The sequence below is a fragment of the Streptomyces sp. NBC_00386 genome (genome assembly GCF_036063235.1).
GTDB lineage: Bacteria > Actinomycetota > Actinomycetes > Streptomycetales > Streptomycetaceae > Streptomyces.
This window is the reverse complement of record NZ_CP107950.1, coordinates 1,032,418-1,054,702: the sequence shown is the minus strand read 5'-3', so window position 1 is coordinate 1,054,702 and position 22,285 is coordinate 1,032,418. Positions and strand designations below refer to the sequence as shown.

Annotated in this window: 18 protein-coding genes and 1 pseudogene; 10 read left to right on the top strand and 9 right to left on the bottom strand. The window is 71.1% G+C overall.

Going from position 1 to position 22,285, the window contains the following annotated elements:
* Window positions 1-177: 177 nt before the first annotated feature.
* The 4 genes from OG780_RS04430 to OG780_RS04415 all read left to right on the top strand — a co-directional run bounded on the left by OG780_RS04430 (window position 178) and on the right by OG780_RS04415 (window position 7,816).
* On the top strand, window positions 178-351 hold the full coding sequence (locus OG780_RS04430) for a CsbD family protein (protein WP_326783820.1): 174 nt from the start codon (window positions 178-180) through the stop codon (window positions 349-351).
* 236 nt (window positions 352-587) lie between these two features.
* Window positions 588-2,096 carry an MFS transporter gene (locus tag OG780_RS04425; protein WP_443062104.1) on the top strand — a complete coding sequence of 503 codons (1,509 nt, stop codon included), beginning with the start codon at window positions 588-590 and terminating at the stop codon, window positions 2,094-2,096.
* 413 nt (window positions 2,097-2,509) lie between these two features.
* Window positions 2,510-4,798: a M4 family metallopeptidase gene (locus tag OG780_RS04420; protein ID WP_328457883.1), complete on the top strand. Its 2,289-nt coding sequence runs from the start codon at window positions 2,510-2,512 to the stop codon at window positions 4,796-4,798.
* A gap of 474 nt (window positions 4,799-5,272) precedes the next feature.
* The gene (locus OG780_RS04415) at window positions 5,273-7,816 is read left to right on the top strand and encodes a discoidin domain-containing protein (protein WP_328444875.1); all 2,544 of its coding nucleotides are present in this window, start codon (window positions 5,273-5,275) and stop codon (window positions 7,814-7,816) included.
* 125 nt (window positions 7,817-7,941) lie between these two features.
* Here the strand turns inward: OG780_RS04415 and OG780_RS04410 are convergent, their stop codons facing one another.
* The 8 genes from OG780_RS04410 to OG780_RS04375 form a co-directional block, all read right to left on the bottom strand.
* Window positions 7,942-8,301, bottom strand: coding sequence for a hypothetical protein (locus OG780_RS04410; RefSeq protein WP_328444873.1), 360 nt, complete (start codon window positions 8,299-8,301; stop codon window positions 7,942-7,944).
* A gap of 269 nt (window positions 8,302-8,570) precedes the next feature.
* Window positions 8,571-9,512, bottom strand: coding sequence for a Ppx/GppA phosphatase family protein (locus tag OG780_RS04405; RefSeq protein ID WP_328444871.1), 942 nt, complete (start codon window positions 9,510-9,512; stop codon window positions 8,571-8,573).
* A gap of 210 nt (window positions 9,513-9,722) precedes the next feature.
* Window positions 9,723-10,199: an ATP-binding protein gene (locus tag OG780_RS04400; protein WP_443062103.1), complete on the bottom strand. Its 477-nt coding sequence runs from the start codon at window positions 10,197-10,199 to the stop codon at window positions 9,723-9,725.
* 114 nt (window positions 10,200-10,313) lie between these two features.
* Window positions 10,314-10,754 (bottom strand): OsmC family protein, encoded by a 441-nt coding sequence (locus OG780_RS04395; protein WP_328444867.1) that lies wholly within the window; start codon window positions 10,752-10,754, stop codon window positions 10,314-10,316.
* A gap of 52 nt (window positions 10,755-10,806) precedes the next feature.
* Window positions 10,807-11,484, bottom strand: coding sequence for a response regulator transcription factor (locus OG780_RS04390; RefSeq protein ID WP_328444865.1), 678 nt, complete (start codon window positions 11,482-11,484; stop codon window positions 10,807-10,809).
* The gene (locus OG780_RS04385; RefSeq protein WP_328444863.1) at window positions 11,481-12,839 is read right to left on the bottom strand and encodes a sensor histidine kinase; all 1,359 of its coding nucleotides are present in this window, start codon (window positions 12,837-12,839) and stop codon (window positions 11,481-11,483) included. The genes OG780_RS04390 and OG780_RS04385 overlap by 4 nt, the downstream gene beginning before the upstream one ends.
* A 212-nt stretch (window positions 12,840-13,051) precedes the next feature.
* On the bottom strand, window positions 13,052-13,900 hold the full coding sequence (locus OG780_RS04380; RefSeq protein ID WP_328444861.1) for an ABC transporter permease: 849 nt from the start codon (window positions 13,898-13,900) through the stop codon (window positions 13,052-13,054).
* A complete protein-coding gene (locus OG780_RS04375; RefSeq protein ID WP_328444860.1) occupies window positions 13,897-14,832 on the bottom strand; it encodes an ABC transporter ATP-binding protein in 936 nt (311 codons plus the stop codon). Before OG780_RS04375 ends, OG780_RS04380 begins: the two co-directional genes overlap by 4 nt.
* A gap of 306 nt (window positions 14,833-15,138) precedes the next feature.
* Between OG780_RS04375 and OG780_RS04370 the strand changes: the two are divergent.
* The 4 genes and pseudogenes from OG780_RS04370 to pgm all read left to right on the top strand — a co-directional run.
* Window positions 15,139-15,462: pseudogene (locus OG780_RS04370) on the top strand (helix-turn-helix domain-containing protein); the annotation flags it as partial.
* A 501-nt stretch (window positions 15,463-15,963) separates the two neighbouring features.
* On the top strand, window positions 15,964-16,794 hold the full coding sequence (locus tag OG780_RS04365) for a PP2C family protein-serine/threonine phosphatase (protein WP_328444859.1): 831 nt from the start codon (window positions 15,964-15,966) through the stop codon (window positions 16,792-16,794).
* A 146-nt stretch (window positions 16,795-16,940) separates the two neighbouring features.
* Window positions 16,941-17,936: an MASE1 domain-containing protein gene (locus OG780_RS04360; RefSeq protein ID WP_443062102.1), complete on the top strand. Its 996-nt coding sequence runs from the start codon at window positions 16,941-16,943 to the stop codon at window positions 17,934-17,936.
* Window positions 17,937-18,036: 100 nt separating this feature from the next.
* Complete coding sequence (gene pgm, locus OG780_RS04355) at window positions 18,037-19,677, top strand: phosphoglucomutase (alpha-D-glucose-1,6-bisphosphate-dependent) (RefSeq protein ID WP_328444857.1); 1,641 nt, start codon at window positions 18,037-18,039, stop codon at window positions 19,675-19,677.
* Between the two features lie 48 nt (window positions 19,678-19,725).
* On the opposite strand, the gene OG780_RS04350 is transcribed toward pgm, so the two are convergent.
* Complete coding sequence (locus OG780_RS04350; RefSeq protein ID WP_328444855.1) at window positions 19,726-20,844, bottom strand: serine hydrolase domain-containing protein; 1,119 nt, start codon at window positions 20,842-20,844, stop codon at window positions 19,726-19,728.
* Window positions 20,845-21,042: 198 nt separating this feature from the next.
* On the opposite strand from OG780_RS04350, the gene OG780_RS04345 reads away from it, so the two are divergent.
* Window positions 21,043-21,735 carry a TetR/AcrR family transcriptional regulator gene (locus OG780_RS04345; RefSeq protein ID WP_328444853.1) on the top strand — a complete coding sequence of 231 codons (693 nt, stop codon included), beginning with the start codon at window positions 21,043-21,045 and terminating at the stop codon, window positions 21,733-21,735.
* A gap of 54 nt (window positions 21,736-21,789) precedes the next feature.
* Window positions 21,790-22,260 carry a DUF5990 family protein gene (locus tag OG780_RS04340; protein WP_328444852.1) on the top strand — a complete coding sequence of 157 codons (471 nt, stop codon included), beginning with the start codon at window positions 21,790-21,792 and terminating at the stop codon, window positions 22,258-22,260.
* Window positions 22,261-22,285: the final 25 nt, after the last annotated feature.

Here is a 22,285-nt window from a genome sequence, read left to right as displayed (position 1 = left end):
CGGCCCATGTCTCCAGGCTCACCCAGCACACCGGTTCCGGCATGCCGGAACGGCATGCGATCACAGAGAGTCACCGGCGGCGAGGTGATGATTCTCGATCTCCACGTTTGGCACCCGCGGGAAGGGTCACCCGATGAGTCGACACTCGAAGCCGATCGTGATGGGAAGTGAGACATCGTGAGTGGCGAGCAGAAGGCCAAGGCCAAGATGGAACAGGCAAAGGGCAAGACGAAGGAAGCGGCCGGGCGCGCCGTGGGCAACGAGCGGATGACCGCCGAGGGCCAGGCCGAGAAGGCCAAGGGCGACGCGCGGCAGGCCAAGGAGAAGACGAAGGACGTCTTCAAGGGCTGAACAGGGCTGAAGGGGCTGAACCGCCGAAGCCCTGAAAGGGCCGACCGCTCAGGTCCCAGTTCCAGGGGAGTCGGCGCGGCCGCCAGTCCGACCACGTGGGGCCCGTTCCGGGGAACGGGCCCCACGGTCATGCACGCGTCCGGCACGGTCGTGCACGCGGCGACCGGCCGGACCTCGTGTTGCCCCACGCCCCCACGGGCCGAAGATGGTGGGGGTGGCGGAGAGGAGTCCCCGGCGTGGAACTGGACGCGCAGGCAGAGGGGCGAGGGGACCGCGCGCAGGGGCCGACCGAGGGAGCCGATCCGCGGCGGTGGCGCGCCCTGTGGGTCACCCTGACCGCCGGGTTCATGAGCCTGCTCGACGTCACCATCGTCGCCGTCGCGCTGCCCTCCATGCAGCGCGCCCTGCACGCCTCCGCCCCGTCGATCCAATGGGTCGTCTCCGGTTACGCCCTCACCTTCGCGCTGGTTCTCGTGACGGCCGGACGCCTGGGCGACGCGATCGGCCGACGGCGGATCTTCCTGCTCGCCCTCGCCGCCTTCGTCCTGTGCAGCGCCGCGGCCGGCGCCGCGCCGACGATCACTCTCCTCGTCGTGGCGCGACTGGCCCAGGGCGCGGCCGCCGGGTGCCTGGCACCGCAGAACTCCGCCCTCATCCAGCAACTGTTCCGGGGAGCCGAGCGGGGGCGGGCGTTCGGGCTCTTCGGTGCCACCGTCGGCATCTCCAGCGCGGTGGGCCCCGTCATCGGCGGCCTGATCCTGATGCTCGCCGACGGGCCCCAGGGCTGGCGCTGGATCTTCTACGTGAACGTGCCGGTCGGAGCAGTCGCCTTCCTGCTGGGCCTGCGGCTGCTGCCCAAGGTCGCTCCGCGTCGCCGGGAACGGCTCGATCTGCGGGGCGTCCTGCTGCTCGGCTGCGGGGTGCTCGCCCTGATGCTTCCCCTGATCCTGGCCGAGTCCGGCGGCGTACGAAGGCTGTGGTGGCTCTTCCCGCTGGGGGCGGGCCTTCTCGCGGTGTTCGCCGGGTGGGAGCGGCGCCTGACGGCGGTCGGCGGGCAGCCGCTCCTGGATCCGCGCCTGGTGACGAGCACGCGAGGCTACGCGGCCGGAGCGGCCATCGCCGCCCTGTACTTCGTGGGGTTCAGCGGCGTGTGGCTGGTGTTCGCGCTGTACTTCCAGAACGGTGAGGGCTTCTCCCCGCTGCGCTCGGGGCTCGCGGTGACCCCCTTCGCCATCGGTTCGGCGGCGGCGGCCGTGGTGGCCGGACGGCTCGTCGAGCGGCTGGGCCGGCTCCTGACCGTCTGCGGTCTGGCCGCCGTCGCCCTGGGGCTGGGCGCTGCCGTGCTGATCCTGCGCCTCGCGCCCGGGGATCCGACCGTGTGGTACTCGGCTCCGGCCCTGTTCCTCGGCGGGCTGGGCAGCGGCTGCGTCATCTCGCCGAACGTCACGATGACGCTCCGGGACGTGCCGGTGCGGATGGCGGGCGCGGCCGGCGGCGCCCTGCAGACGGCCCAGCGGCTGGGCGGCGCGGTCGGTACGGCGGCGCTGCCGGGACTCTTCTACGTGGTGCTCGGCACGGGAGGGCACGACTTCCGCTCCGCCCTGGCGATCGCCGTGGGCTCCGGGATCGTGGCCGTCCTGTGCGCCCTCGCCCTGGCCGTTCACGACTGGCTGCGCGACCGTGAGCCCCGGCCACCCGGCCACCGGGCCGCCGTTCCGGGACGCCGCACGAACACACCCACGTGAGTCGGCCCTGAGGCACCTGCGTGGGAAACCGGCCGCGTGGAAGGCCGTGCCGTCGGCCATGCTCACAGCCATCGCACAGCGGCCGAAAAGGTGTGACGGGCGGATGAACTCGCAGTAGGTAATGGCAAGTTCAAGCCGAAGTCTTGTCCGCTCCATGACAAGGTCATCGGGTCGATGTCACTCTGCTGTCGACCAGGCACGCTTCGTACACACGCTGGTGCCCTCATCCCCTCCGGCTCATCCCCTCCACATCGTCCCCTTCCAGCGCACCCGCACCCCGACGATTCACGCGCCGCCGACTCCGCGAGCGCCTTCGTGCGGCAGTCACTGCGGCGCTGCTTCCCGCCCGGCTCACCACGGACCGGCCGTACCCGACGGTCGGCCCGCCCGGGCCACCCCCCTCGCAGATGGAGATGACCTTGAACCGGCAACCCCCTTCCGTCCGTCGGCGCAGACGCGCAACTGTCCTCGCCCTCACCGCCGCGAGCTCGTTACTGGCGCTCGCCGTCCGCCCGGCTCCCGCGTCAGCGGCCCCCGCCGATCCGCTGCCCGCCAGGTCCGGCGCCCGGATCGTCGCCGAGCCCAGGTCCGGCGCCCTCCAGGTTCCGCTGTCGCCCGCCCGGCACGCGGCGCTGGTCGAGAGCGCGGGAGCGGCGGCGGGTGCCACCGCGAAGCGGCTCGGCCTCGGCGCCCGGGAGCGACTCGTCGTCAAGGACGTCTCCAAGGACGCGGACGGTACGACCCATACGCGATACGAGCGCACCTATGCGGGACTGCCGGTGCTCGGCGGCGATCTGGTCGAGCACCTGAGGAGCGGCCGGAGCACCGTGTCCGAGGCGGGCCGGGCCGCCGTCACCGTGCCGAGCGTCAAGCCCAGGATCTCCGCCGGTGACGCCGCGGCCAGGGCCCTCGCGGTGGGACGAGCGGCGGCCGTCCGGCGAGCGGGCGTCGACGGGGCACCCCGGCTCGTCGTCTGGGCCGCCGGCACCCGCCCGGTCCTGGCCTGGGAATCGGTGATCGGCGGCGTCCAGCGCGACGGCACACCGAGCGAGCTGCACGTCATCACCGACGCCGCCTCCGGCAAGGTCGCCTCCCGGTATCAGGGGGTCGACACGGGCACGGGGACGGGCCAGTACGTCGGGACGGTGCCGCTGTCCACCACCCCGTCCGGATCGTCGTACCAACTGGTCGACGGCGACCGTGCCGGCCATCGCACCTACGACCTCAACCAGGGAACCTCCGGCACCGGGACCCTGTTCACGGACGACAACGATGTCTGGGGCAGCGGTGCCCAGAGCGACCGGCAGACCGCCGGTGTCGACGTCGCCTACGGAGCGGCCGCGACCTGGGACTACTACAAGGACGTCTTCGGCCGCAACGGGATCCGCAACGACGGTGTGGCCGCCTACAGCCGGGCCCACTACGGCAACAACTACGTCAACGCCTTCTGGCAGGACAGCTGCTTCTGCATGACCTACGGCGACGGCGCGAGCAACACGCACCCCCTGACGGCCCTGGACGTCGCCGCCCACGAGATGAGCCACGGTGTGACCGCGGCCACCGCCAACCTCACCTACTCGGGAGAGTCCGGCGGTCTCAACGAGGCGACGTCGGACATCTTCGCCGCGGCCGTGGAGTTCCACGAGAACCTCGCGGCCGACGTGCCCGACTACCTGGTCGGCGAGAAGATCGACATCCGCGGCACCGGCGCGCCGCTGCGCTACATGGACAAGCCCTCCAAGGACGGTTCCTCCCGCGACTACTGGGACTCCTCGCTGGGCGGCATCGACGTCCACTACTCCTCGGGACCGGCGAACCACTTCTTCTACCTGCTCTCCGAGGGGAGCGGCGCGAAGACCGTCAACGGGGTGTCGTACGACAGCCCGACCCATGACGGTCTTCCGGTGGCCGGCATCGGCATCGAGAACGCCGCCCGGATCTGGTACCGCGCGCTGACGACGTACATGACGTCCACGACCGACTACGCCGGCGCCAGGACCGCGACCCTGCGAGCCGCGGGCGATCTCTTCGGGGCCTACAGCCCCACCTATCTCGCCGTCGCCGACGCCTGGGCGGGGATCAACGTCGGTGACCGCATCGCCCTGGGTGTCAACGTCGCCCCGGTCGCCGACCAGACCTCGGGGGTCGGCCAGCAGGTGTCCCTCCAGGTGAACGCGTACACCACCAACACCGACGCGAGCCTCGCCTACACGGCCACCGGACTGCCGGAGGGCCTGTCCATCGGTGACACCGGGCTGATCTCCGGGATCCCCGTCACGCCGGGGACCAGCGACACGACGGTCACGGTGACCGACAGCACCGGCGCGGCCATGTCGGTGGCCTTCCACTGGCGGATCGCGTACGTCTACGCCAACAGCACCCGAGTCGACATCCCCGACGTCGGCCCGGCGGTCGAGTCGCCCGTCACGATCACGGGCCGGCCCGGCAACGCCTCGGCGACCACCGAGGTCTACGTCAACATCGTGCACACCTACCGCGGTGACCTGACGGTCGATCTGGTCGGCCCCGACGGCACCGTCTACTCGCTGCTGAACCGCAGCGGGGGCTCGGCCGACAACGTGGACCAGACGTTCACGGTGGACGCCTCCGCGCAGCCGGTCGACGGCACGTGGAAGCTGCGCGTCCGCGACCTCGCGTCGATCGACGTGGGCTACATCCAGGAGTGGAGGATCACCCCCTGACCCTCCACTGACCCGTGCCCGTCCGGACCGCCTCGCGGACCGGACGGGCGAGCAGTCCCCGCCGAGTGTCCGGGGGCGTCGCGCCGTTGTGACGGCAGACGCCCCCGGACACTCGGCTTCTTTCTGTCCTCGATCACGTTCCGCTGCGGGACCTCCGCGTGTTCTGGGCTTTCCGAGCCTTCCGAGCCTTCAAGCCTTGACGGATCCGGACGGCCTCCCGCCTGTCCGCGTCGGCCCCCATCCAGGTCAAACCCCTTGAAGTGGCCCACCAACACGGGCCCGACGCACACGAGTTGAAGAAACCCGTGTCATGGGACTTGCCACTCTGATGGTTCATTACTTAAATCAAACCGTGAACTAAGAGCGCCGGAAGGCCAGTTCACTGCGTTCCCACCCACATGGCAGAGCTGTGTCCACAGCTCTCGATCCACTGTGTCCGCTCCGCTCGTTACCCCACCCGCATGGAGTCACGGCATGAAACTCAGAACCCTGGGTGTCGCGCTGGCCGCTATGGCCGCGCTCGTCACCCTGCCCTTGCAGAGACCGGCCGCCGCGGCCGATCTCCCGCTGTCCCAGGGCAAGACGGCCACGTCCTCGTCGGACGAGAACGGGGGCACTCCCGCCGCCTACGCCGTCGACGGCGACACCGCCACCCGGTGGTCCTCGGCCGCCACGGACGCCCAGTGGCTCCAGGTCGACCTGGGCGCCTCGGCCACGATCACCAAGGTCGTCCTCAACTGGGAGGCCGCGTACGGCAGCGACTACCGCATCCAGACGTCACCGGACGGCAGCACCTGGACCGACATCAAGACGGTGACCGGCGGCGACGGGGGCACCGACACCCTCGACGTCTCGGGCCAGGGCCGCTACGTCCGGATGAACGGCGTCCACCGCGCGACCCAGTACGGATACTCCCTCTGGGAGTTCCAGGTCTTCGGCACCAGCGGCACCGGTACCCCGACGACCTGCGACACGGCCAACGCGGCGCAGGGCAAGGCGGCGACCGCCTCCTCCACCGAGAACGCGTCCGGCCCCGCCTCGGCCGCCTTCGACGGCAACACCGCGACGCGCTGGTCCAGCGCCTTCTCCGACCCGCAGTGGGTCCAGGTCGATCTCGGATCCTCCAGCGACCTGTGCCGGGTCGACCTCAACTGGGAGGCGGCGTACGGCAGGGCCTTCCAGATCCAGTCCTCCACGGACGGCCAGAACTGGACCGTCCTCAAGTCCGTCACCGACGGCACCGGCGGCACCGCCTCCTACGACGTCTCCGGCAAGGGCCGGTACGTGCGCATCTACGGGACGACCCGGGGCACCGCGTACGGGTACTCGCTGTGGGAGGTCGCCGTCCACACCGGCACAGGGACCGGCACCCCGCCCGTGCAGGGCGGCGGAGACCTCGGGCCCAACGTCATCGTCGTGGACCCCTCGACGTCCGATCTGCAGGGCAAGTTCGACCAGGTCTTCGCCCAGCAGGAGTCGAACCAGTTCGGTTCCGCCCGCTACCAGTTCCTGATGAAGCCGGGCACGTACAACGGCATCAACGCCCAAGTCGGCTTCTACACCTCGGTCTCGGGCCTCGGCCTGAACCCCGACGACACCCACATCAACGGCGACATCACCGTGGACGCGGGCTGGTTCAACGGCAACGCCACCCAGAACTTCTGGCGTTCGGCGGAGAACCTGTCGATCACCCCGGTCAACGGCACGGACCGCTGGGCCGTGGCCCAGGCCGCGCCCTTCCGCCGCATCCATGTACAGGGCGGCCTCAACCTCGCCCCGAACGGCTACGGCTGGGCCTCCGGCGGCTACATCGCCGACTCCAAGATCGACGGTACGGTCGGCCCGTACTCCCAGCAGCAGTGGTACACCCGTGACAGCTCCGTCGGCGGCTGGACCAACGGTGTCTGGAACATGACCTTCACGGGCGTCCAGGGAGCACCGGCGACGAACTTCGACTCCGGCCCGTACACCACCCTGGACACCACCCCGGTCTCCCGCGAGAAGCCCTACCTCTACCTGGACGGCAGCACCTACAAGGTGTTCGTGCCCTCCAAGCGGACCAACTCCCGCGGCGTCTCGTGGCCCAACACGGCCGGTACGTCGATCCCGCTCGACCAGTTCTACGTCGTCAAGGCCGGCGCGACCGCGCAGACCATCAACGCGGCGCTCGCCCAGGGCCTCAACCTGCTGTTCACCCCGGGCGTCTACCACCTCGACCAGACGATCAACGTGACCCGGGCCAACACCGTCGTCCTCGGTCTCGGGCTCGCGACCGTCGTGCCGGACAACGGCATCGACGCGATGCACGTGGCGGACGTGGACGGCGTCAGGCTCGCCGGATTCCTCATCGACGCGGGCAGCTCCAAGTCCGACACCCTGCTGCAGATCGGTCCGTCGGGCGCCTCGGCCGACCACTCCGCCAACCCGACCACCATGCAGGACGTGTTCGTGCGGATCGGCGGTGCGGGCCCCGGCCTCGCCACCAACTCGGTCGTGGTCAACAGCGACGACGTCGTGATCGACCACACCTGGCTCTGGCGGGCCGACCACGGCGAAGGAGTCGGCTGGGAAACCAACCGCGCCGACTACGGGCTCGTGGTCAACGGTGACGACGTCCTGGCGACCGGCCTGTTCGTCGAGCACTTCAACAAGTACGACGTGCTGTGGAACGGCGAGAACGGGCGCACGATCTTCTACCAGAACGAGAAGGCGTACGACGTACCCAACTCCGCCGCCATCACCCACGACGGCATCGTCGGGTACGCGGCCTACAAGGTCGCCGACTCCGTGGCCGTGCACGAGGCATGGGGCCTGGGCAGCTACTGCAACTTCACCTCGGACCCGTCGATCGTGCAGGCACACGGCTTCCAGGTCCCGGTGAAGACGGGGGTCAAGCTGCACGACATCCAGGTGATCTCCCTGGGCGGCAAGGGCCAGTACGCCCACGTCGTCAACAACACCGGCGCACCCACCTCGGGGACGGACACCGTCCCGTCCAAGGTCACGCAGTTCCCGTGATCCTGAACGGCGCCGGCTGACAGACAAGCGGGTGCCGGCGCTCCCCCGGACCGGGGGAGCGCCGGCACCCGCGCGCGTTCCGCGTCACGCGGCGGCGTGGGCCGCGGTCGGCCCGGTCCGCCCGCTCAGACGGAGCGGTGCCCCGAGCCGAAGCCCGTAGCGGCCCCCGTCGTGCCGCGAGGTGTGTCGAGCCGCGTGTCATGAGCCCGGGGCGCTTCCTGGTCGGGCGGCCCCGCCGGCTCCACCCCGGCGGCGTGCGCGAGGAGGCGACGGGCGAGTTCACGTGCCTCGGCGGGGGTGAGCGAGGCCCACACCCCGTGCTCGTCGCCCTGGTCGGGACCCACGTCCAGCGTCACGCGGCCGATCGTCCGGCCCGGCGTGGGCAGCCGCAGCTCCTTCACGGAGATCCTGCGGCCGCACGAAGTCACCAGGGGCAACTCGCCCGCCCCGGCCACGCGTAGCCGCCGCTGTCCGGACGCCGTCATCGCTCTCACGCCTTTCCACGAACAGAACCGCCGGTGGGTCCACCGCACTCGGTGGAACTCCGCGCTCCGGCATCTGCCGGACTGTTCAGGTCAGCGTCGAGTGGTACCGGTTTGTTCCCGGTCTCCGCGCGCCACGCTCCCTCGCGACCGCATCCCGCGAGCCGCCCGCCGGCCCCGTGGGTCCCGAACACGGGGCGGTGTTCACGTGGTTGACGAAATCCCCGCCCGGTACGCGGACGGGGAGCGCCCGGCGGACCGGGCGGCCCGCGTCAGCGCGGGGTGGAGCCCTTGGCGCGCAGGGCCCCGAGGCGTTCCAGGAGCAGGCCCTCCCGGGTGGACCAGGGCGAGACCTCCACACTCGTGGCCCGGCAGGCCTCCATCAGGGCTTCCGCGACCAGCGCCCCGGCCAGGGACTGTCCGGCCCGGTGACGTGAGATGCCGGGCAGACGGCCGCGGCCCGCGGACCCGTTCTTGGCGAGAACGCCCACCGCGGCCCGTACCTCGTCGAGGGTCAGCCGCTGCGGGGCCCGGGAGCGGTCGCGGCCGGCGGTGGTGTAGCGGGCGAGCTGGGTGAAGGTCTTGGAGCAGGCGAGCACGCGCCCGTCGGGATCGGCGCGCGGCAGGTCGGCCACCTCGGCGAGCCGGCCGCTCAGATGGTCGCGCACCTCGGCGAGCCGTCGCTTCGAGGACACGGCCTCGTCCAGCTTCCAGGCGCGGGTGACCGTACGGGCGCCCAGCGGCAGGGAATGGGTCGTCCGGGGTTGCCTGGACGATCCGGACGCGACCTCCACGGTCCCGCCGCCGATGTCGAGCACCAGCAGGGAGCCGGCCCGTTCGCCCGCCCAGTGGCGTGCGGCCACGTAGGCCAGACGGGCTTCCTCCTCGCCGGACATCACCCGCAGCCGGGTACCGGTCGCGCTGGCCACCTGGGCGAGGACCTCGTCGCGGTTGGGCGCGTCGCGAATCACCGACGTGGCGAACGCGTACACCTCCGGCAGGGCTCCCCGGTTCTCGGCGAGCGTTTCGGCCACGGCCCGCTGCACGCTCCGTACGCCTGATTTGTCCAGTCGTCCCGTGGCGTCCAGTGTCTCGTGCAACTGGAGCCGTACCTTTCGGGACAGCACCTCCTCCATGGCGACTCCGGCGCGGCGCCGCGCCACGGTGAGCAGAGCGCTGTGGCACCCGACGTCTAGTACACCTGCCTGACGCACTGTGTTAACCACCCGTTTCCTGCAGAAGGGGACCCCGCGAACTCACCATTGTCCCGCACGGTGGCCGTGGTGACGCGACACGATTTCGTTTCGGCTCGTCAGGAGCCTGTCGGGGACCTTCAGGGTGCCCACGGCGGCGCCGGGCGGCCGACCGAGGGGACTTCACGCGCGCTGCCGTGCCCCGTGTCGCACCGGGGGCGGGAGCCGGCGTCAGGTGGCGGAGTGGCTCATGTCGCTGTCCGGCGTGTCGGCCAACGCCACCACGGCGGTGATCCGTTTGCCGACGGGTTCCCGGTGCGCCTCGAAGGCATGGCACACGGCCATGACGATCTCCAGTCCGTGCTGGCCGACGCGGCCGGCATCGGCCGCGCGTGCCACCGGAAGGGTCGGGTCGGAGTCCCACACGGTCGCCCGGACGGCGCCCTGGTCGACCTCCAGCGACAACAGGCACGGTCCGCCCGCGTACTTGACCGCGTTGGTCACCAGCTCGCTGACGACCAGGGGGACCATGCCCATCACCCGTCCGGAGACGGGCAGTCCGGCGACCGCCTGCACCCGTGTCAGGAAGTCGCGGGTGAACGCCCGCGCCTGGGCGATGCACGCGGAGTCACCGTCGTACGCGACTGAGGCCTCGATGAGTGCACCCCGCTGTTCCTGCTGTCCCGCTTCGCTCACCTGCTGACCCATATGATCCGTCCCGCGTCCACCTCTTCGACGTTCGGCGTCTGCCCCGGAAATCCGGCTTCACTCCACCCGGCCGCGCATTCGTCCGCGGGGTACCGCGACGGGGTGCCGCCGAGGTCAGGCGTCGGCGACCGTCACGGCGACGGGGGTGCCGGCCTCGATCGTGCGGCTGACCGTGCAGAGCCGGTCGTGCGAGGTCTTGACGGCGCGGGGGAGGATGGCACGGGCGCGGTCGCCGGGCTCGCCGTCCGGGAACGCCACCGAGAAGGTGACCGCGAGGTCGGTCATCCGGTTTCCGAGTTCGTCGCTGATCTTGTCGCCGGTCACCGTCAGGGTGAACCGCGTGGGCTCCACATGGCGGCCGGTCGCGACATCGACATCGGCCGCGGTGCAGCCGCCGATGGCCGCGAGCAGCAGTTCGACCGGGGTGAACTCGTCCTCCCCGCCGGGTCCGGAACCGGTACCGAAGGCGATCGTCCCGCCCCGCGTGTTCGTCGCGGTGAAGTGTCCGGTGCCGGTCCGCTCGACGGTGACGCGGCGCAGCTTGTCGTCAGTCATACCGCCGACCCTAATGTCGCGCCGCGCCGCCCGCCTCGGACGTGCCGTCGGGTCAGTCGGGCGGGTTCGGCCGGACGACACCGAGGTCGTAGGCGAGGATGACCGCCTGGACGCGGTCGCGGACGCCCACCTTCGACAGGACGCGGCCGACGTGCGTCTTGACCGTCGACTCCGCCACGACGAGGCGCCCGGCGATCTCGCTGTTGCTCCAGCCCTCGCCGATGGCGACGAAGATCTCGTACTCGCGCTCGGTGAGGGCGAGAAGGCGGGGGTCGTCCTGCGGCCTCGCGCCCGACGGATCGTGCGGGAGGTGCCGGGCATAGGCGTCCAGGAGACGCCGGGTCAGCGCGGGGGCGATCACCGCGTCCCCCGCAGCGACCGCCCGGATCCCGGCGAGCAGTTCCTCCGGATGGGCGTCCTTGAGGAGGAACCCGCTGGCTCCCGCGCGCAGTGCGGCGTAGGCGTACTCGTCCAGGTCGAACGTGGTCAGGATCAGGACCCGGGAGCGGCCGCCGGAGGCGACGACCCGGCGGGTGGCCTCGATGCCGTCCATCCCGGGCATCCGTACGTCCATGAGGATCACGTCCGGGCGCAGTTCGGCGGCCCTGCGGACGGCGTCGGCGCCGTGGGACGCCTCACCGACGACAGAGGTGTCCGGCGTGCTCTCCAGGAGCATGCGGAAGCCCAGGCGTTGCAGCGGCTGGTCGTCGACGATGAGCACACTGGTCACGCGGCACCGCCCGTGACGGCCGGCGGAGCGAGGCCGGTCCCGGCCGGAGGGGTGAGATCGAGGGTGGCCCGCAGAGTCCACCCGCCGTCGGGGCCGGGCCCCGCGACGACCGTTCCGTCGTAGAGGGCCGCGCGTTCTCTCATGCCGGGGATGCCGTGCCCTTCGTCGTCGTGCGGCCGGGAGCGCACGCTGCCGTTGCCCGGGCCGGTGTCGTGGACGTCGATGTGCAGCAGCGCCTCCTCGACGCCCACCGCGAGATCGACGCGTGTCCCCGGGCCCCCGTGCTTGAGGGCGTTGGTGAGAGCCTCCTGGACGATGCGGTACACGGCGAGCTGGACACCGCGGTCCAGGGTGCGCAGTTCGCCGCTGCTGCGGTGCACGACCACAGGACCGGCGGCCCGGATCCGCTCGCACAGGGCGTCGATGTCCCCGATCCCCGGCTGGGGGCTCAGCTCGGGCGCGCTGGGAGTCGCGGGCTGCTCGCGCAGCACGCCGAGCATGCGGCGCAGCTCGCCGAGCGCCTGCCGTCCGGTGTCACCGATGAGCAGCAGGGCCTGCTTCCCGCGTTCCGGCGCGAGGTCGTTCGCGTACGCGCCGCCGTCGGCCAGGGTGATGATGACGGAGAGGTTGTGGCCGACGATGTCGTGCATCTCGCGGGCCACGCGGGTGCGTTCGGCGGCGGCGGCCAGTCTGCTGCGCTGGTCGCGCTCGACCTCCAGCCGGGTCGCGCGGTCCCGCAGGACGGCGAGCTGGCCGCGCCGGATCCGGACGGCCAGTCCGAGCGCGACGGCCGCGGTTATCGTGCTGAAGAGGAAGAACAGCGCGTCCAGGACATGTACTTCGGGCGGCAGGCGCACGGCGACCAGCCCCAGCGCGCCGGCCGTGACCGCGCAGGCCACGGGCAGTCGTCGCAGCTCTCCGTGCAGCACCAGGCTGTAGAGGGCGATCAGCACGGCGACGTCGGCGCGCAGCCAGACGCCCAGCGCCAGCTGGAGGATGAACACCGTGGTGATCACGGCGAAGGCGAGGGAGGGCCTTCTGCGCCGCCACAGCAGGGGCAGTACCAGTCCGGCCTGCAGCGCGAGCGTTCCCGGCCAGGGCAGGTGGGTGAACTGGGTGTCGAATCCATGGTGTCTGCCGTCGTCGTCGTGCACCAGGTCCGGCACGCAGAACAGCAGTGCCACGACAGCCGTCACCGCCGCGTCGAGGATCCACGGACGCTTTCGGTCACCCTGCTTGAGCCGACGGCCGAGACGGGACAGCGCACGGGCCAGCGGGTGGTTCCACGGCAGGTCGGCCTCGGCGAAAGGACGGTCGTCCGCCGGTTCGGGCAGGGCGGTGTCGTCGGCGTTCATGGGAGTCACTGGTCCACGCTCATGGGTCTCACCTGTCCATTGTGGGTCCGGACGCTGTGGGTCCGGCCGCGTCCTCGTACGCGCCTCCTCGTGTCCTCGTACGGGCGTCACCGCGCGGGTCGGCCGTGATGCCCGGTGCCCGGACGGCACGGCACCGGACCGGGTGATCCGGTCGGGTGCCGTGCCGGTCGTGAGGTGCGGTGCGCGGTGTGTCAGGCGTCCGTGCGGACGAGACGGTAGGCGGCGCCCGCCAGCGCGAGCACGGTCCAGCCGAGGAAGACCACGAGCCCGGCGGTGGGCGACAAGGTGGTCGAGTCGTGGGTCAGCGCGAACATCGACTCGCCCGCGCTGCTCGGCAGGTAGGGGCTGATGTTGTCCTGCCACGAGCTGGGCAGCAGCGAGACCAGACCGGGCACCAGCATCAGCGAGGCGACCAGGACCGAGATACCGCCGGCGACCGAGCGGAGCAGAGCGCCCAGGGCGGTGCCGATCACGCCGACCAGACCGAGGTAGAGACCCGCGCCCAGCAGGCTGCGGACCACGCCGGAGTGGGACAGGGTGAGGGCCGCGGGGGTGCCGGAGACGATGCCGCTGTCGATCGTGAAGGCGACGAAGACGCCGACGGTGGCGACGACGAGGGCGACCAGGCCGAACACCGAGGCCTTGGACCACAGCACCGGCAGCCGGCGCGGCACCGCCGCCAGCGTGGAACGGATCATGCCCGTCGAGTACTCACCGGCGGTGATCAGCACACCCAGCACACCGAGCGCCAGCTGCGCGAAGTTCGTGCCGAACACGGAGAGACTGAGCGCGGTGGCCGCGACGTCGTCGCGGTGCATCGGGTGGCCCGAGTTGAGCTCGGACTTGTAGTGCACGGCGGCGATCACGCCGAACGCGACGAGGAACAGCAGTCCGAGGCCGAGGGTGATCCAGGTGGAGCGCAGCGACCACAGCTTCGCCCACTCGGAGCGCAGCACACGGCGCCCGGTGACCTTGTACGTCGGACGGGCCTCCCGCACCGGTGCGGGCGCGGGGCTGTCGGTGACGGTGACGGTGCTCATGCGGCCCTCCCGGAGGACTCGACGGTGGCGCTGGCGTGGTACTCGACAGCGTCGCGGGTCAGATCCATGAACGCCTCTTCGAGAGAGACGGTCCGGGAGCTGAGCTCGAACAGTGGGATGCCGTGCTCGGCGGCCTTGAGACCGATCGCCCGCGGGGTCAGACCCGTCACCTGAAGTTCTTCGGATCCGGCCGCACCGGTGATCTCGACGCCGGGGCCGGCCAGTACCTCGCGCAGCCGGGCCGCCTGGTCGGTGACCACGGTGACGGTGTCACCGCCGGCCTGCTGGACCAGCTCCCGCACGGTGGTGTCCGCCAGCAGACGCCCCCGCCCTACGACGATCAGGTGGTCGGCGACCAGGGCCATCTCGCTCATCAGGTGAGAGGAGACGAAGACCGTACGGCCGTCCGCCGCGAGCCCGGTGAGCAGGTTGCGGATCCACAGCACGCCCTCGGGGTCCAGTCCGTTGACCGGTTCGTCGAGCATGACGGTGGCCGGGTCGCCGAGGAGTGCCGCGGCGATGCCGAGACGCTGGCCCATGCCGAGGGAGAAGGCGCCCGCGCGCTTCTTGGCCACCGTCTGGAGGCCGGTCAGCTCGATGACCTCCTCCACCCGGCGGCGCGGGATGCCGTGGGTGTAGGCCTGGGCCATGAGGTGGTCGAAGGCGGACCGGCCCGGGTGGATCGACTTGGCCTCGAGCAGCGCGCCGACTTCCTGGAGCGGCGCGGTGTGCTGGGCGTAGTGCCTGCCGTTGACCGTGACGCTGCCACTGGAAGGCGCGTCCAGGCCGACGATCATGCGCATGGTGGTGGACTTTCCCGCGCCGTTGGGGCCCAGGAAGCCGGTGACGGTGCCGGGCTTCACGACGAAGTCCAGCCGGTCCACCGCCGTCTTCTCGCCGTACCGCTTCGTCAGCTGATGTGCCTCGATCATCGATGGTCCCTTGCTTTCGGGGGCAGGCCCCCCACCTGACTGCTCACCCACCACGCTAGGAGCCCGCGGTCCCGGATCCGTGGTACCGGAGAGCCCGGTCGAGGGGAGGCACGTAGTACCGCGGTATCACTCGGCTACGGCTCGCGGATGACAGGACGCGGGCGGGCGCGCCCGGTCCGATCCGGCGAAGCCGGGCAACGCCTCACTCCGTCCGGCCCGTTCCGCTCCCCGGTTCAGGTCAGGGGAGTACCGGTCGTGCATACGTTCTCGCTGGTGGTGGGCGGCGCTCGTTCGTACGATCACCATATGCAGCTTCGGTACGCCTTCAGGCTGTACCCGCAACCGGGCCAACGCCTCGCGCCGGCCAGGGCGGTCGGGTGCGCCCGGGTCGTGTACAACGATGCCGTGCGTGCCCGCGAGGACGCCCGTGCGGCGGGCGAGCCGTTCCCGAAGGCCGCTGAACTGTCCCAGAAACTGATCACCCGGGCCAAGCAGACACCAGGGCGGTCCTGGCTGGGTGAGGTCTCCTCGGTCGTCCTCCAGCAGTCCCTGCGCGACGCGGAGTCCGCGTACCGGAACTTCTTCGCCTCCCTCAAGGGCCGGCGCAAGGGCGCGAAGGCCGGTGCGCCGGTTTGCGGGGTGGCGCCGACGCCGCCATGGGAGGGCTGAAGACGGGCACGAACGGCACACGTCTCACCCTCACGGGTAAGGCGGGCGGCACCGGTCTGCCCGTCACGGTGGGCACCACCCTGTCTACCACTTCCCACAGTCTCCCCGTCACCCTTGCGAGCGTCCTGGTCCTCCGGGTATGACGTCCCGCGCGATGAAGCGGATGAACAGTCCAGCACTGTCTCGCGGGCGGGGCGCGGCTGTCAGCCGAGGACAGGCGGGCCTTGTCGGTGCTGTGACGGTTGCACCGGCCGAGACCTGGGCCGACGGCCTGACGGACCTGGCCCCGTCAGCTCCCCTTCGCTCCGGTCATCCCTGGCCGCCGCCCGTGCCCCTGTCGAGCCGTCGGGCGGTGTCGGCAGGGAAGCGTCGATGTCGGACCTTGCCACCTCGGTCGTTATCATCCGGTAGAGATGTTTTTTTGATTTTTCTTTCACTTGTGGCTTTTCTCCGGGGTGGTCGATGTCCCGCAAGCCGCCGACGGGCGACGACGAGCTGCTCGCCAGGCTCGGATCGCTGACCGCCCAGGCACGTGAACGCGCGGAGTTCCAGCGCTCCCAGGTCGAACTGGCCATCGCGCTGCAACGCGGCATGCTTCCGGGAGACCTGCCCTCCGCCCCGGGTTTCGACGTGGCCGTCCAGTACGCGCCCGCCTGCTACGGCCTCAACGTGGGCGGGGACTGGTACGACGCCTTCAGGCTGCCCGACGAGCGCATCGGCCTGTCCATAGGCGACGTGCAGGGCCACAACATCGAGGCCGCCGCCTTCATGGGGCAGGTCAGGGTCGGCCTGCGCGCCCTCGCCTCCGTCACGAGCGACCCCGGGGAACTGCTCGCCCGGACCAACGACCTCATCCTGTCCATCGGCTCCGACCTCTTCGCGACCTGCATCTTCATGCGGCTCGACCCGGTCACCGGCGTACTGGAGAGCGCGCGGGCCGGGCACATACCCTGCGTCTGGGCGACAGCGGACGGGAAGTCCGGCATCACCGAGGACGAAGGCGGGCCACCGCTCGGCATCGAGGCCGGGACGCGGTACGCGGTGACCCGGCACCGTCTCACCACCGGCGGGGTCTTCGTCCTGCTGACCGACGGCGTCGTCGAGGGCCCGTCGATGAACGTGGACGAGGGCCTCGACCAGGTCGTCCGGCTCGCCGGAGTCGCGGCCGTCGCGGGTCTGTCGGCCGGTTCGCTGGCCGCCGCGGTCATCAAGGGCGCCGAGCGCGTGGGGCACGAGGACGACGCGGCCGTACTCGTGGTCCGCCACGGCGCGCCCGCCGTCCGGTTCCGGTAACGCGCCACCTTCCGGTTCCGGGACGCGGCTGTCGTCCGCTTCAGGGTGACGCGCCCACCGTCCGGCGCTGCTGACGCGCCCGCCGCCACTCGCCGCACACCGGCGCTCGCCTCGCCGACAGGGCCCCGGCGGTGTCTGATGACTCTGTGGTGGCTGCACAGAAGATGAGCCGACCGGCCGTCGGCGCCCTTCAGACCCTGGTGATCGCCGCCTGCTACTACGGAGCAGGGCGGCTGGGACTCATGCGGCGGCTCACTGTCGAAGGAGCGGTGTTCACGCCCATCTGGCCGCCCACCGGCGTGGCCGTCGCCGCCCTGCTGCTCCTGGGGATCCAGGCGTGGCTCGGGATCGCGATCGGGGCCCTCCTGGTCGTCCTGTCCCTGTCCTCGTTCACCTCGCTCCAGCTCTCCGCGGCGGGCATCGTCGCGGGCAACACCGTCGCTCCGGTCTGCGCCTACCTCCTGCTGCTCGCCGTGCACTTCCGCACCGATCTCAGCCGGTTCCGCGACGGTCTCGCCCTGGTGTTCCTGGCGGCCCTGGGCGCCATGACGATCAGTGCGACCGTGGACGTCGGCCTGCTGGTGGCCACGGACAAACTCGCCGTGGGCGACTTCTGGCCGGTCTGGCTGGCGTGGTGGGTGGGCGACGCGATGGGCGTCCTGATCGTCACCCCGGTCATCCTGATGCTGTACGCCATACGAGCCCCGATGCGACTGACACGGTGGAAGGAGGCCGCCGTGATCCTCGTCGTGGCCGGCGTCATGGTGCCGGTCGCCACCCGCAGTTCCATCAGCATGCTGTTCCTGATCTATCCGCTGCTGATCTGGGCGGCCCTGCGATTCGAGCTCCCGGGCAGCATGGTGTGTGCCCTGTTCGCCTCGGTCATGGCCACCGTCGCGGCCACGGAGGAGGTGGGCCCGTTCTACCGGCTGAGCCATACCGAGGTCATGATCAAGCTGCAGGCCTTCAACGGAACCATGGCCCTGACGGCCCTCCTCCTGTCCGCCGTCATCACCGAGCAGCGCAACACCAGACGCTCCGTGGAACGGGCCTGCCAGGAACTGGTGGAGGTCCTCGAACATCTGACCGCAGGGAATCCCACGCCCAGACCGCCTCCCCTGGAGGAGGACGGCCACGCCTGACGGCGGCACGGTTCCGCCGTCCGGCCCGGTGCCGCCGCCCGGCCCGGTGGGGAAAGATGAGACCACCAGCGAAGAACCACCGATGCGGAGGTGCGGGTACATGCAGCACGAGCGAGCGGGCCGTCCGGCCGGCCCCGAGGATCTCGTCGACGTGGCCCGGTTGGTCACCGCGTACTACGCGCTCCACCCCGACCCGGCCGAACCCGGCCAGCGCGTCTCCTTCGGTACGTCCGGACACCGCGGTTCGTCCCTGGCGACGGCGTTCAACGAGGACCACATCGCCGCGACGAGCCAGGCCATCTGCGAGTACCGCGACGGCCGGGGCATCGACGGCCCGCTCTTCCTGGGTGCCGACAGCCACGCGCTCTCGGAACCCGCGAAGGTCACCGCCCTGGAGGTGTTCGCGGCCAACGACGTGTCCGTGCTCCTCGACAGCGCGGACGGCTACACGCCCACCCCGGCGGTGTCGCACGCCATCCTCACGTACAACCGCGGACGCTCCGAGGGCCTCGCGGACGGTGTGGTGGTGACCCCTTCCCACAATCCGCCGGCCGACGGCGGCTTCAAGTACAACCCGCCGAACGGCGGCCCGGCGGGCTCCGAGGCGACCTCCTGGATCCAGGACCGGGCCAACGAACTCATCAGGGACGGCCTCAAGGACGTACGGCGCGTCCCCTACGCCCGGGCGCTCGCCGCACCCGGCACCGGTCGCCACGACTTCCTCGGCACCTACGTGGCCGATCTGCCGCAGGTGCTGGACCTGGACGCGATCCGGGCGGCCGGGGTCCGCATCGGCGCCGACCCGCTGGGCGGGGCATCGGTCGCCTACTGGGGGCGCATCGCCGAACAGCACGCGCTGGACCTGACCGTCGTCAACCCGCTCACCGACCCCACCTGGCGGTTCATGACGCTGGACTGGGACGGGAAGATCCGCATGGACTGCTCCTCGCCGTACGCGATGGCCTCGCTCATCGAGCGGCGCGACCGTTTCCAGATCTCCACGGGCAACGACGCCGACGCCGACCGCCACGGGATCGTCACCCCCGACGGCGGGCTCATGAACCCCAACCACTATCTCGCCGCCGCCATCGCCTACCTCTACTCCCACCGCGAGCGCTGGCCCGCCGGGACGGGGATCGGCAAGACCCTGGTGTCCTCCGGAATGATCGACCGGGTCGCCGCCGACCTCGGCCGCCGGCTGGTCGAGGTGCCCGTCGGATTCAAATGGTTCGTGGACGGGCTGGTCGACGGCTCCCTCGGGTTCGGCGGCGAGGAGTCGGCGGGCGCCTCCTTCCTGCGCCGTGACGGCTCGGTGTGGACCACCGACAAGGACGGCATCATCCTGGCCCTGCTCGCCTCGGAGATCACGGGAGTCACCGGGAAGACGCCCTCCGAGCACTACGCCGGACTCACCTCGCGCTTCGGGGAGCCCGCCTACGAGCGCATCGACGCCCCGGCGTCGCGCGAGGAGAAAGCCCTCCTCGCCAAGCTGTCGCCCGCGCAGATCACGACCGACACGCTCGCCGGGGAGGCCGTCACCGCGGTTCTCACCGAGGCACCGGGCAACGGCGCGCCCATCGGCGGCATCAAGGTGACCACCGAGAGCGCCTGGTTCGCGGCCCGTCCGTCGGGCACCGAGGACGTCTACAAGATCTACGCGGAGTCGTTCCTCGGTGCCGATCACCTGCGCCGGGTGCAGGACGAGGCGAAGGCGGTGGTCTCGGCGGCCCTGTCCGGCTGACACCACGCTTCGGGCCGGAGGCGCCGTGGTCACCGCGACACGGCGCCGTCAGCCGTACATCGCCACCCGGGAGAGAGCCGCGAGGGCCTCGTCGATGGGATGGGGCTGCGGCAGGCCGGAGGAGTCGAGCCTGTTCCAGCGCTGCGTGTTCACCGCGACCGCGAGCTGCCGCCCGCCGTCGGCACGGGTCATGGCCAGCGCCCCACCACCCCAGACCGTGCCGCCATGGCCCCAGAAGGTGGCCTGGCCGGGACCCTCCATCGGATGCAGGCCGAGGCCGTAGTCGATCGTCCTGAGCTCCTGGGACACGACCGGGACCGTACGGCGCATCTGCTCCAGCGACGACGGGCTGACGATCTCCCCGGCCAGCAGCAGGCCGTAGAAGCGGTTGAGGTCCGAGAGGGTCGATATCAGCGAAGCCGACGGCCCCACCCAGGACATGTCGAACACGCTGTAGTCGCGGGGCGGGTCGATCATGCCGAACCACGCCTCGTAGAGCTGTGAGTGCGGCCCGTCGACGTGGGGCCCCGAAGGGAGTCCGGTGTCCCGGAGCCCTGCGCGCTCGATGACGTTCTCGGTGATGCACCGCTCGGCCGTGGCGCCGGTCACCTGTTCCAGGAGCTGGGCGAGGAGCAGGTAGTTGGTGTTGGAGTACACCCCCGGAGTACCGCCGGGGGAGCCGAACGCGGGTGCCGTGACCCCCATCGCGATCAGCTCGACGGGATCGAATCGCGTGAACCGGTGGTCGTCCAGGCTCTGGGGCCCGGTGTCCGCGATGGAGGGGTACGCCTTGAGTGAGGGGTAGGCGTACGGGAGGTACTCGGCGAGGCCGCTGGTGTGGTTGAGCAGCATCCGGACCGTGATGGCTTGGCCGCGTCCGCCGGGAACCAGCGCCGGAAGGTATCGGCCGATCGGAGTGTCGAGCCCGATCCGGCCCGCCTCGACCTGCTGCAGCACCGCGGCGGCGGTGAAGGTCTTGGTGATGCTGCCGACCCGGTGCCGCATGCCGGCGGTGACGGGGCGGCCGGTGGTGACATCGGCGACCCCGGCCGCGCCGCGCCAGACCTGGTCGCCGTCCCGTACCTCGGCGAACAGGCCCGGCACGCCGGCGCGGTGGACGTTCTCGACGGCCGCTTCGAGCGCAGCGGGATCCAGTGGGTTGTTCACGTCATGCGTCCTTTCGGCTTCCCCGGGCCGAGCTCCGCTCAGGTCGCCCGACCCCGGACAACAGGGCACGAGTGGTCTGCCGGCCCGACTCGTCGAGGCGCGCGGCAGGTCCATGTCCTCATTATGCACGCGGTGCGTGCAACACCAAGTGCATAAGCAAGTGCATAGGCTAGGCTGAAACGTGGCGAGAGGAGTGGGATGGCAGGCCGAAGGCGTTGGTCGACCGAAGAGATCCTGGACGTGGCCGCCGAGCTGCTGTGCACGAGCGACCCGGACTCGTTCAGCGTGCGCAAGCTGGCCGCGGCCCTCGGGACCGATTCCTCCAGCCTCTACCGGCACTTCCGCAGCAAGACCGAACTGCTGCGCGCGGTCGCCGACCGGATTCTCCTGACCGCCATGGACGGCTACCGCGCGGAGGGCGACTGGCGGCAGCGCATCACGGCCCTGGCGTTCCAGGTGAGGGACGCCTTCGGCCGGCAGCCCCAGCTCGCCGCGGTCTGGGGGCGGTACGCGTCGAGCGGCGCCGGTTCCCGGCTGGTCATGGAGGAGGCGCTGCAGGCGCTGCGCGCGTCGGGACTGCCCGACGAACAGATCCCGGCCCGCTACCACCGGATCGCGGTCCTCGTCTCCGCGCTGATCGCATCCGAGGCGGGGGTCGGCACGGTGAGCCCCGAAGAGCGCGAACAGGGCCTGGAGCTGTTCCGCGTGGCGGTGCTCGGCGCCGACCCCGAGCGCTTCCCGGCCCTGGCCCACTTCGCCCGTGACATCCGCCCGCTCGGGACGGACCGCCGCGCCGCGTTCGAGGAGATCCTCACCGCCCAGCTCGACCGGATCGAAGCCGCGGTCCGTTCGAGCCGCCCGCTCGGTCCGGAAGAACCGGCCGACGACTGAACCGCCGCGGGCGCGACGGGTGCCCCCTGGCGGTTCGACGGCATGATGGCCCGTATGCACATCCGTATCGACGCCGACGACCTGCCCGGCCTCACCTGCCCGGCCCCCGAAGGCCGCGGCACCGTCGCGGCGTACGACAACATCCACGTGGCGGTGCAACGCCGTGACCGTCCGGCCGAACTGCTCGATCCCCAGCCCGGCGACGGCGCCCTCGCGACCTGGACTCTCCCCTGCACGGCCGCGCCCTCGCCGGCGGGGATCGAACTGAAGGGCCCCTACGTGCAGGACCGCCTGGGGCACCGGTTCATCTATCTGTCGTGGGGCACGGTCGACGAGGCGGGTGTCTTCAGCATGTTCCGTCGCGCCAAACTCATGCTCGACGCCGTCCCCGCGGATGTGCTCGACGCCGCCGCGCGCGAAGGTCTCCTCGTCGGGCGGCTGGGGCTGACCGACGCGCTCGGAAACCCGCGGTGCGCCCGCGTCGTGCCGCCGGACATCGAGTGGACGGCCGAATCCGCCCCGTAATCCCTGCGCGTACCCGAGGCGGTGG